The sequence below is a fragment of the Desulfobacteraceae bacterium genome, from assembly GCA_022340425.1.
Taxonomy (GTDB): Bacteria; Desulfobacterota; Desulfobacteria; order Desulfobacterales; family JAABRJ01; genus JAABRJ01.
This window is the reverse complement of the sequence record JAJDNY010000033.1, coordinates 1-10566: the sequence shown is the minus strand read 5'-3', so window position 1 is coordinate 10566 and position 10566 is coordinate 1. Positions and strand designations below refer to the sequence as shown.

The following is a 10566-nucleotide window of genomic DNA, read 5'->3' as shown; positions in this document are numbered from 1 at the left end:
TCGGCGTCAAAAGCGCGTTGTCGATCAGGCGCGCCGCCCCCACCTTGACGGCCAGCGCCATCAGCGCCGACTGGGCGACTGACGCCACGTCCTCCAGGCTGTGAGGGTCGCAGATGCGCACGTAATCGATCAGGGATGCGGGCTGGGACGCGATCAAGCCGCGGGCGGCGGCGATGAGGCGCGCCGCGTCGCGTTCGCCGTCCTGAACCATCCGCTGGGCCTGCTGCAGCGAACGATAGAGCGTCAGGGCCGCCGGCCGCTCCTCGGGTTTCAGATAGGCGTTGCGGGAACTCATCGCCAGTCCGTCGGGCTCCCGGACGATGGGGGCGCCGACCACATCGATGTTGAAATTCAGGTCCTTTGCCATCCGCCGGATGATGATCAGCTGCTGGTAATCCTTCATGCCGAAGACGGCCACATGCGGCCGCACGATGTTGAAGAGTTTGGTCACCACCGTGGCCACGCCCCTGAAAAAGACTGGCCGGGAGAGACCGCAGAGGTGGTTGGGCAACGCCTGGAGGCTAACATAGGTCTGGAATTCCGGGGTGTAAAGGCTGTCGCGGGCGGGGGTGAAGACGATGTCCGCGCCCACCTCCCTGCAGCGGCGGGTATCGCCGGCACGGTCCCGGGGGTAGGTGTCGAGGTCTTCGCCGGGGCCGAACTGGGTGGGGTTGACAAAAATGCTGACCACCAGCACATCGCAGCGCCGGCGGCCTTCCCGCATGAGGGACAGGTGCCCCTCGTGCAGATAGCCCATGGTGGGCACGAAGGCGATGGTTTGCCCTTCGGCCCGCAGGGCTTCGGCGCGGGCCTGCATGGTTGGAATGTCGTCGATGATTTCGATGGCTGCACCCCCGATTCGGCTGATCCGCAGACCTAAACCAAACGGGCTTAAAAGTCAACGGAGCGCCGGAAAAAGGCGGTCCAGGCAAAGGAGTTGCGCATCGGGGGTTAAGCGCATTTTTTTCTGCCGCAGGTTGACTTTGCCGTTGCGCCGAAAATTGCGGCGGTTATCTTACCGTTCGGGGCCGGCCACCGGCAGTGGCCTTTGCGTCGCTTAAATGGTCGAAGCACCCCGACCGGGTCAAGGGCCAAAGCAATCGGTCATAGAGTTTCGCAGAAGCCCTGATCGCACCTTTAACCCAAGTCACCCCCAACCCCAGGACTGTCTATGTCGACCAAAGAATTCTTGCGACGTTTCGAAGAAATCATCGTCCACATCCTGATCGGGATGATGATCATCGTGATCTTTCTGGCCACCATCGAACTGGGCTGGATCATCATCAAAGACATCATCAGGCCGCCATTGTTCATGCTGGAAATCAGTGACCTGGTGGAGATTTTCGGGTTTTTCCTGCTGGTCCTGATCGGCATCGAACTCCTGGAAACCATCAAGGCCTATCTGATCGAGAATATCGTCCACGTGGACATCGTCATCGAGGTCGCCCTGATCGCCATCGCCCGCAAGATCATCATCCTCGATCTGGACAAATACGACGGCGTGACCCTTGTGGGGATTGCCGCGATCATTTTTTCGATCACCTTCGCCTTCTTCGCCATCCGCAGAAGGCGCAGCCCCAATTTGGGCTGAACCGGCAAATCCGAGATACAGCCGCTTTTGAAAATAAGGATGGTTTTAATCCGGAGCGGTCGATTAACGTGCTTGGCGGGCCGCCTGAAAACGGTCCGGATGTCGGGGTGGGCGGCGATCAGCGGCATCAGGTGGCCGGCGGTTGCCCGGCCGTTTCTTGCCCATTAGCGGCCGGCGGGGGCGGCCCTCAGGCGGCGGCTCCGGCGGTGGCCAGGCGGCAGATCATCCGGGCGCTTTGCTCGAGGGTGATACGGGCCTGATTGATCACGAGATGGTAGAGTTCCGGGTGGTCGAAATCCATCCGGCCCAGCTTGCGAAAGAGATTGGCGCGCCGGCGGTCCTCGTTCTGGACCGCCTTGACGGCCTGGGACGGTTTCATGTCGTAGCGGGTCTGCATAAACTTGATGCGATTTTCGGTCTGATCGATGAGCAGGACGTGAAAGACGTTCGCCCGGTCCCGGAGAAGATACTGCCCCCCCCGCCCGAGAATCACGGCATTGCCCTCGTTGGCGAGGCGGTTCAGCACCTGCTTGAGCACGTCCACGTAAATCTCTTCGTCGATGTCGCCCCGCTCACCGCCCAGCACCCGGTCCACCAGACTCTTGGAGACCAGGCTGGAGGCGAAGCGCAGCCACTTGCTGCCGGCCTCCTGCTCCATCGAGGCAACCCAGTTCTCTGAAACCTTGGCCTTCTCGGCGACCATCTGGACGATCTCATCGCCCACGAAGGTGTACCCCAATGATTGGGCCACCATCTGGCCGATGGTCCTGCCGCCCGCACCGAACTGCCTCGAAATAGTGATGACTGCCATGCCGTCCTCCATCTGGAAATCGCGGTTTCCCGATCTATAGCGAAACCAAAAGGCCCGGTCAAGACGGATTCAAGCCTGCCGGGTGCAGGGCCTGCCCGCCGCCGTTTCTCCGGCGGTTGACAGCCCGGACGCCGTTTCCTATAGTGCGGCGGTTGTCGCCGCGCCCCGTCAACCGCAGAATCCCAACAGGTATCGACGCCATGCAGGAACTCCTGAGCCTCACCAAGGACCTTATCCGTTTCAAATCGGTGCACACCGACCCCGCCGCCATCAAGCGCTGCGCCGATTTCGTGCAAGCCTACCTGGCCGCCCACGCCATCGACTTCCGACGCTTCGAGGTCGCCGGCGTCCCCTCGATCCTGGTCATGCCCCACGGGGGCCATGCGCCCGTGCTGCTGATGGCCCATATCGATGTCGTCGACGGCCCCGAGGCGATCTTCACGCCCCGCGAAAAAGACGGCCGCCTCTACGGCCGGGGCAGCATCGACGACAAGTACGCCGTGTCCCTGGCCCTAGTACTGCTCCGGCGCCAGTTGGAGCGTCTGCGCGCCGCGGGCCGCGGTCAATCCGACCTGTCCTTCGGCGTTTTGATCACCGGCGACGAGGAAATCGGCGGCGCCAACGGGGCCGGGCATGTGCTGGCGGAGATCGAAACCGATTTCGGGATCGCCCTGGACGGCGGCAGCCTGGACAAGATCGTGGTCAAGGAGAAGGGCCTGGTCCGGCTGCGGCTGGTGGCCCGCGGCAGGGCCGCCCACGGCTCGCGCCCCTGGCTGGGAGAAAACGCCATCGAAAACCTGATGGCCGACTACGCCCGCCTGAAGCCCTTTTTCCAGGTGAGCGCCCCGGACCACTGGCACCGCACCCTGAACCTCGGCATCCTCACCGCCGGACGCGCCGTCAACCAGGTGCCGGACCGGGCCGAGGCCCTGCTGGACATCCGCTTCACCGAAGAGGACGACATGGACCGGCTGCTGGCCGAGATGGCAGCGGCGGTGCGGGGCGAGTTGGTGGTGGAGCGCCGCGACCCGCTGTTTTTGGGGGGCCAATCGCCCTACCTGGAAACCCTCCTCGCCTTGAGCCCCGGCACCCGGGTCGGCGCCGAACACGGCGCCAGCGATGCGCGCTACCTCTCCGCGCGCGGCATCCCCGGGATCGTGTGGGGCGCCGACGGCGACCGCAGCCAGCACGCCGACGACGAGCACGTCGACATTTACAGCGTTCAACGGCTTTTCGCGATCCTGGACGACTTTCTCAAGGAAGTCAAAACCTTTTGACAAAACCCGTTGGATCGATTAGGAAAAAAAGTCGATGCGCGATGAGCGCCAAAAAGGTTCAAACCCACGGGAGAAAGGAGCGCGCAAATGAGCAAAAGACTGTGGATCGGGGTGGCGGTGCTGGTGCTACTGACGGCCGGTGCGGCCCTGGCGGAAACCCCCAAAAAGGGTGGTACGCTGGTTTTCGGCCGCGGAGGCGACAGCGTCGGACTGGACCCGGCCTATGAAACCGACGGCAACTCCTTCATGATCTGCGACAACGTTTTCGAAGCGCTGGTGGCCTATGCCGACGAGTCCACCGTGCTGGAGCCGGGCCTGGCCGAGTCCTGGGAAATTTCAGACGACGGCAAGACCTACACCTTTCACCTGCGCAAGGGGGTCAAGTTCCATGACGGCACGGACTTCGACGCCAACGCGGTGGTCTTCTCCATCGGGCGCATGATGAAGACCCCCAACGTCAAGTTCGTCGGCGAGGGCTTCAAAATCCCGGCCCAGGAGCGCCCCCCCGAGTACTGGGTTTCCATGGAAATGGACGACACAGTGGAGAGCATCGAAGCCGTCGACCCCCACACGGTGGTCTTCAAGCTCAAACGCCTGGAGGCCCCCTTTCTGGCCAACATGGGCATGGACTTCGCCGACATCATCAGCCCGACGGCCTTTCTGAAAAACCCCCAGGAGTTCCTGCGCAACCCGGTGGGCACCGGGCCCTTCAAGTTCGTCAACTGGGTTAAGGACGACCGCATCACCCTGGAGCGCTTCGATGACTACTGGGACAAAACCGGCGGCCCCTATCTGGACAAGCTGGTGTTCCGAGCGATCCCGGAAAACTCGGTGCGTTTTCTGGAGCTCAAGACCGGCAACATCAACATCTGCCAGTTCCCCAACCCCGCCGACATCCCGCTGGCCAAGAGCGACCCCAATCTGGTGCTGGCCGTTCAGCCGGGCATGAACATCGGCTACCTGTCCTTCAACCACACCAAACCGCTGTGGCAGAATGTCCACCTGCGCCGGGCGGTAGCCCACGCCATCAACCGCACGGCGATCGTCGACAACATCTACCAGGGCCTTGGACAGGTGGCCAAAAACCCGATTCCGCCCACCATGTGGGGCTACAACGAGGCGGTGCCGGGCTTTGCCTATGACCCGGAACTGGCCAAGCAGGAGCTGGAAAAAGCCGGCTACCCCGAAGGCAAGGGGCTGCCCGAAATCACCCTGTGGTCGATGCCGGTGCCGCGTCCGTACAATCCCGAGGGGCTCAAGGTCGGCGTGGCCATGATCTCGGATCTCGCCAAGGTCGGGATCCAGGCGCGCATCGTCAGCTACGACTGGGGCACCTACCTCAAACGCCAGCGGGAGCAGCCCGAGGACATGGACCTCTTCCAGCTGGGCTGGACCGGTGACAACGGCGACCCGGACAACTTCCTGGCCGTGCTCTTCGACGGCCTGGCATCCTCCTCGGTCCGCACCCAGTGGAAAAACGAGGAATACCATCAGCTGATGCTGGCCGGCAAGCAGACCATCGACCAGGACAAGCGCGCCGAGATCTACAAAAAGGCCCAGCAGCTGATCTATGACGAGGTGGCGACGATCTCCATCGCCCACTCCACCGTGATCTGGCCGCACACCAAGAATGTCATGAACTTCAAGCTGCACCCCACCGCATCGGTGCGCATGAAGAACGTCTGGCTGAAATAGGCGCCGGGGCGGCGCGGACTGACGGTTACCCGCCGCCCCGCATGCATCTTCTGCGGTCGTCGCCGGCGGCAGGCCCCGCAAGCCTGCCGCTGCACCCCTGAAAACGGTAAGCCATGCTCGCCTACATCACCCGCCGAGTCCTGATACTGATTCCCACCCTGCTGGGGGTCTCGGTCCTGGTGTTTTTGATGCTGCACCTGACCCCCGGCGACCCCGCCGAGCTTTTGCTGGGCGAGCGTGCCACCGACAGCGCCCTGCATGAGATCCGCAAACATCTCGGCCTGGACAAGCCCCTGCACGTGCAGTACGGCATGTTCCTCAAGCGGCTGCTGAAGGGCGATCTGGGGGAAACCATCTGGACCCGCCAGAAGGTCTGGTACGAGGTCAAGCAGCGCTTTCCGGCCACCATCGAGCTGTCCATCGTGGCGCTTGGGATCAGCTGTTTTTTCGGCATCCTCTTCGGGATCGTCTCCGCCACCCGGCAATACTCGGTTTTCGACTACCTCAGCATGGTGGGCGCCCTGGTGGGGGTCAGCATGCCGATTTTCTGGCTGGGCCTGGTCTTCATGCTGATCTTCTCGCTGGAGCTGGGCTGGCTGCCGCTCTCCGGCCGGCTCAGCATCGGCATCGAGCTGCAGACCATCACCAACTTCTATATCCTGGACGCTCTCCTGACCCGCAACTGGGCCGCCTTGCGGGACGTCCTCTGGCACATCATCATGCCGGCCGTCACCCTGAGCACCATTCCGACGGCCATCGTCGCCCGCATGACGCGCTCCAGCATGCTGGAGGTCCTGCGTCAAGACTACATCAAGACCGCCAAGGCCAAGGGGCTCTCGGGGTTCACGGTAACCTTCAAGCACGCCTTCCGCAACGCCCTGATCCCGGTGGTGACCACCATCGGGCTGCAGTTCGGGGTGCTGCTGGGGGGCGCCATCCTGACCGAGACGATCTTCGCCTGGCCCGGCGTCGGCAAGTGGATGTATGACGCCGTGATGCAGCGCGACTACATGGTCATCCAGGGCGGCACGCTGTTCATCGCCGCCATTTTCGTGGTCATAAACCTGATGGTCGATGTGCTCTACGCCGTCATCAACCCGCGCATCAGCGTCAAATAACCCCCGGATGCCATGACCGCCGACGCCTCCCTGAACGCCGCCGACAGCCGCCACCCACTGCTGGACCAGTTGGAGCAGCTGTGGCGCAACAAGACCGCCGTGGCCGGGCTGGTGATCGTGATCGCCTTCGTGCTGACGGCGATCTGCGCGCCCCTGCTGAGCCCCCACGACCCCCTCGCGACGTCGCTCTACGACCAGCTCAAGCCGCCGGTGTGGCACGCCGGCGGCACCTGGAAAAACATCCTCGGCACCGACGACCTGGGCCGCGACATCCTCTCGCGGCTGATCTACGGCGCGCGCGTCTCGCTGCTGGTGGCGGTCACCAGCGTGGGGCTGGCCTTCGTCCTGGGCACCCTGCTGGGCGCCATCGGGGGCTACTACCGGGGCTTTCGGGACGGGGTGATCATGCGCGTCATGGACATCATCCTGGCCTTTCCCTACATCCTGCTGGCCATCGTGGTGGTGGCCTACCTGGGGCCCAGCCTGCGCAACGCCATGATCGCCATCGGCATCACCTACGTGCCGCGCTTTGCCCGCATCGTGCGCGGCAGCGTCCTGGAGGAGTGCGGCAAAGACTATGTCACCGCCGCACGCGCCGTGGGCGCCAGGGACTGGCGGATCATCCTGATCGCGATCCTGCCCAATTGCTTGGGGCCCCTGATCGTCCAGACCACCCTGAGCTTCGCCTCGGCCATCCTGGACGCCGCCGCCCTGAGCTTTCTGGGCCTGGGCGCCCAGCCGCCGACGCCGGAGTGGGGGGCCATGATCGCCCACAGCCGCGCCCTGATCCTGAGGGCCTCGTGGGTCATGACCTTTCCGGGGATCGCGATCCTGCTGGCGGTGCTGGGCTTCAACCTCTTCGGCGACGGCCTGCGGGACGCCCTCGACCCCCGCCTGCGAGACTGACCATGGCGCCACCGAATCTTCTTGAAATCCGGCACCTGCAAACCCACTTCTTCGTCCGCGGCAGGGTCGCCAAGGCCGTCGACGACGTCAGCCTGGCCATCGCGCCGGGCAAGACCCTGGGGCTGGTGGGCGAGTCGGGCTGCGGCAAGAGCGTCACCGCGCACGCCATCATCGGCCTGATCCCGGTGCCGCCCGGCCGGATCGTCGGCGGCCAGATCCTCTTCGAGGGCACCGACCTGCTGCGCCTGTCCCAGGGGCGCATGCGCAAAATCCGGGGCAACCGCATCTCGATGATCTTCCAGGAGCCGATGACCTCGCTCAACCCGGTCTTCACCGTGGGCGAGCAGGTGGCGGAGGTGATCCGACTGCACCAGCGGCTGGGCCGGGCTGACGCCATGGCGCGGGTGGTGGAGATGTTCCAGTTGGTGGGCATCCCCGCGGCCTCCAGCCGCCTGCGGGAATACCCCCACCAGATGAGCGGCGGCATGCGCCAGCGGGTCATGATCGCCATGGCGCTGGCCTGCAACCCCCGGCTGATGATCGCCGACGAGCCCACCACGGCGCTGGACGTCACCATCCAGGCTCAGATCCTGGACCTCATGAACACCCTCAAAAACGAGACCGGGGCCTCGATTCTCTTCATCACCCACGACCTGGGGGTGATCGCCGAGATGGCCCAGCACGTGGCGGTCATGTACGCCGGCAAGGTCGTGGAATACACCGATGTCGAAACCCTCTTCGCCAGCCCCAAACACCCCTACACCATCGGCCTGATGCGCTCGATCCCGGTGGTCGGCAGCCGCAGCCGGGGGCGGCGCCTGAGCACCATCCCCGGCACGGTGCCCTCGCTTTTCAACCTGCCCCCGGGCTGCCTGTTCAGCGACCGCTGCCCGGACGTCTTCGCCGACTGCCGCCGGGTAGCGCCGCAGTTGGTTCCGGTGGGGCCCAACCACATCGCACGGTGCCTGAAATATGCCTGATCCGCCTGAAAACCCGGAAATCCTCCTCGAAGCCCAGCACATCGTCAAGCACTTCCCCATCCGCGGCGGCGTGTTCATGAAGCAGGTCGGGGCGGTGCGGGCCGTGGACGACGTCAGCCTCGCCATTCGCAAGGGGGAGACGGTCGGCCTGGTGGGAGAGTCGGGCTGCGGCAAGACCACCTTCGGGCGGGTCATCCTGCGCCTGGAGGAGCCCACCGCCGGCGCGCTCTTTTTCGAAGGCGAGAACCTGCTGGCCTTCGGGCGCGGCCGGATGCGCCGCATGCGTCGGGAGATGCAGATCATCTTCCAGGACCCCTTCTCCTCCCTCAACCCCCGCAAAACCGTGGCCCAGATCGTCGGCGAGCCCTTGCTGATCCACGGCCTGCGAAGCCGCCGGGAACGCGAGGCGCGCGTGCTGGAGCTGCTGGAAACCGTCGGCTTGCGCCGGGAGCAGATGCGCCGCTACCCGCACCAGTTCTCCGGCGGCCAGCGCCAACGCATCGGGGTCGCCCGGGCCCTGGCGCTCAATCCCAAGCTGATCGTCTGCGACGAGGCGGTCTCGGCCCTGGACGTCTCCATTCAGGCCCAGGTGATCAACCTGCTGGAGGACCTGCAGGAGCGCTTCGGGCTGACCTACCTGTTCATCTCCCACGACCTCGGGGTGGTGGAGCACGTCAGCGACCGGGTGGCCGTCATGTACCTCGGCCAGATCGTGGAGCTGGCCGCCAGCGAGACCCTCTATCGGCAGCCGCTTCACCCCTACACCCAGGCGCTGCTCTCGGCGGTGCCGATGCCCGATCCCACCCTCAAGGGGGAGCGCATCATTTTAAGGGGCGACGTCCCCAGCCCCATCAACCCCCCGCCGGGGTGCCGCTTTCACACCCGATGCCTCTTTGCCAAGGAGGTCTGCCGCAAACGGGTGCCGTCCTTCCGCGAGGCGGCCGACGGCCATTGGGTGGCCTGCTTCTTCGCCGGGGTGGTCGGCATCCGGACCGATTGAGACGGCGGCGGTGCCGGCTGCCGGGAGCCTTCTCCCGCACCCCCGCGGGCTGCAACTTGAGAACGGCTGCCCGCAGGTGAGCCGAAGTCGACCCATGACACCCAACGACCCGGCGCCCAACGGTGCGCCTGCGCCGGGTGCTGCCCAAAAATGGAGGCCAACCCCATGGAATTTTTCTTTCAACCCCGGGGCATCGCCCTGATCGGGGCCACCCCCAACCCGCAGAAGGGCGGAAATGCCATCCTGCGCAACCTGCTGAAAGGCTTCACGGGTGCAGTCTACCCGGTCAACCCCCGCTACGAAACCATCGAGGGGGTCCGATGCTGGCCGTCGGTGGACGGGCTGCCCGACCCGCTGGACCTGGCCATCGTGTTCGTGCCCGCGCCCCACGTGCCGGAGATCATCCGCCAGTGTGCGGCCCGCGGCATCCGCGGGGTGATGATCGAGTCCAGCGGCTTTGCCGAAGCCGGCCCCCAAGGCGCGGCGCGCCAGGCCGAGCTGGCGGCCATCGCCCGCGAAACCGGGATCCGCCTGTGGGGCCCCAACTGCATGGGGCTGGTGGACGCCCACGCCGGGTACGTGTTCTCCTTCGTTTCGCCGGCCATCTGGGACGATGGTTTGATCCCGGGCAAGGTCTCCCTGGTGGTCCAGAGCGGACTGCTCTCGGGCGGCTTTCTGATCGACCTTGCAACCCACGGCACCGCCGGGGTGAGCAAGGTCTGTTCGGTGGGCAACAAAGTGGACGTCAACGAGTGCGATCTTTTGGACTACCTGCTGGCAGACCCGGCCACCGCGGCGGTCGGCCTCTACCTCGAGGCGATCCCCGAGGGCCGCCGCTTCCTGGAGCTTTGCCGCCGCAGCGCGAAGCCGATCGTGGTCCTCAAGGGCGGCAAAAGCCCCGGCGGAGCCGCAGCCGCCAAGAGCCACACGGCCAGCATGGCCGGCAACGGGGCGGTGGTCTCCGGCGCCCTGGCCCAGGTGGGGGTGGTGGAGGCTGTGGGTTTCAAGCAGATGATGGACTTCTGCCGCACCCTGGCGGAATACCCCCGGGTGCCGGTGACGGTCCGCGGGCGGGTGGCGATCCTGACCTACAGCGGCGGTTCGGGGATCGTCTCCGCCGACGGCCTGGACGCCCTCGGGGTGCCGCTGGCGCGCCTGACGGACGACACCCTGGCCGAGATCAAGAAG

The 10566-nt window shown here is 65.0% G+C and carries 10 protein-coding genes; 8 read left to right on the top strand and 2 right to left on the bottom strand.

Features of this window, described 5'->3' with window-relative positions; genetic code table 11:
* Positions 1 to 844: pantoate--beta-alanine ligase (gene panC / locus LJE63_03260; GenBank protein ID MCG6905620.1), on the bottom strand; the 844-nt coding region annotated here is incomplete at its 3' end.
* Between the two features lie 327 nt (positions 845 to 1171).
* Here panC and LJE63_03255 point away from each other — a divergent pair.
* Positions 1172 to 1591 carry a phosphate-starvation-inducible PsiE family protein gene (locus tag LJE63_03255; protein ID MCG6905619.1) on the top strand — a complete coding sequence of 140 codons (420 nt, stop codon included), beginning with the start codon at positions 1172 to 1174 and terminating at the stop codon, positions 1589 to 1591.
* Positions 1592 to 1778: 187 nt separating this feature from the next.
* On the opposite strand, the gene LJE63_03250 is transcribed toward LJE63_03255, so the two are convergent.
* The gene (locus LJE63_03250) at positions 1779 to 2402 is read right to left on the bottom strand and encodes a cytidylate kinase-like family protein (GenBank protein MCG6905618.1); all 624 of its coding nucleotides are present in this window, start codon (positions 2400 to 2402) and stop codon (positions 1779 to 1781) included.
* Between the two features lie 200 nt (positions 2403 to 2602).
* Here LJE63_03250 and LJE63_03245 point away from each other — a divergent pair, with 200 nt between their 5' ends.
* The 7 genes from LJE63_03245 to LJE63_03215 all read left to right on the top strand — a co-directional run.
* A complete protein-coding gene (locus LJE63_03245) occupies positions 2603 to 3679 on the top strand; it encodes a M20/M25/M40 family metallo-hydrolase (protein ID MCG6905617.1) in 1077 nt (358 codons plus the stop codon).
* An 87-nt stretch (positions 3680 to 3766) separates the two neighbouring features.
* On the top strand, positions 3767 to 5374 hold the full coding sequence (locus LJE63_03240) for an ABC transporter substrate-binding protein (GenBank protein ID MCG6905616.1): 1608 nt from the start codon (positions 3767 to 3769) through the stop codon (positions 5372 to 5374).
* 113 nt (positions 5375 to 5487) lie between these two features.
* Entirely contained in the window at positions 5488 to 6492 is a 1005-nt protein-coding gene (locus LJE63_03235; GenBank protein MCG6905615.1) for an ABC transporter permease, read from the top strand.
* A gap of 12 nt (positions 6493 to 6504) precedes the next feature.
* A complete protein-coding gene (locus tag LJE63_03230) occupies positions 6505 to 7398 on the top strand; it encodes an ABC transporter permease (protein MCG6905614.1) in 894 nt (297 codons plus the stop codon).
* A gap of 2 nt (positions 7399 to 7400) precedes the next feature.
* Positions 7401 to 8378 carry an ABC transporter ATP-binding protein gene (locus tag LJE63_03225; GenBank protein MCG6905613.1) on the top strand — a complete coding sequence of 326 codons (978 nt, stop codon included), beginning with the start codon at positions 7401 to 7403 and terminating at the stop codon, positions 8376 to 8378.
* Positions 8371 to 9378, top strand: coding sequence for a dipeptide ABC transporter ATP-binding protein (locus LJE63_03220; GenBank protein ID MCG6905612.1), 1008 nt, complete (start codon positions 8371 to 8373; stop codon positions 9376 to 9378). Before LJE63_03225 ends, LJE63_03220 begins: the two co-directional genes overlap by 8 nt.
* A gap of 165 nt (positions 9379 to 9543) precedes the next feature.
* Positions 9544 to 10566: CoA-binding protein (locus LJE63_03215; GenBank protein ID MCG6905611.1), on the top strand; the 1023-nt coding region annotated here is incomplete at its 3' end.

Bases quoted from the DNA above. Each gene is read 5' to 3' on its own strand.
- LJE63_03255 (MCG6905619.1), top strand. From the start codon at position 1,172: ATGTCGACCAAAGAATTCTTGCGACGTTTCGAAGAAATCATCGTCCAC.
- LJE63_03250 (MCG6905618.1), bottom strand. From the start codon at position 2,402: ATGGCAGTCATCACTATTTCGAGGCAGTTCGGTGCGGGCGGCAGGACC.
- LJE63_03245 (MCG6905617.1), top strand. From the start codon at position 2,603: ATGCAGGAACTCCTGAGCCTCACCAAGGACCTTATCCGTTTCAAATCG.
- LJE63_03240 (MCG6905616.1), top strand. From the start codon at position 3,767: ATGAGCAAAAGACTGTGGATCGGGGTGGCGGTGCTGGTGCTACTGACG.
- LJE63_03235 (MCG6905615.1), top strand. From the start codon at position 5,488: ATGCTCGCCTACATCACCCGCCGAGTCCTGATACTGATTCCCACCCTG.
- LJE63_03230 (MCG6905614.1), top strand. From the start codon at position 6,505: ATGACCGCCGACGCCTCCCTGAACGCCGCCGACAGCCGCCACCCACTG.
- LJE63_03225 (MCG6905613.1), top strand. From the start codon at position 7,401: ATGGCGCCACCGAATCTTCTTGAAATCCGGCACCTGCAAACCCACTTC.
- LJE63_03220 (MCG6905612.1), top strand. From the start codon at position 8,371: ATGCCTGATCCGCCTGAAAACCCGGAAATCCTCCTCGAAGCCCAGCAC.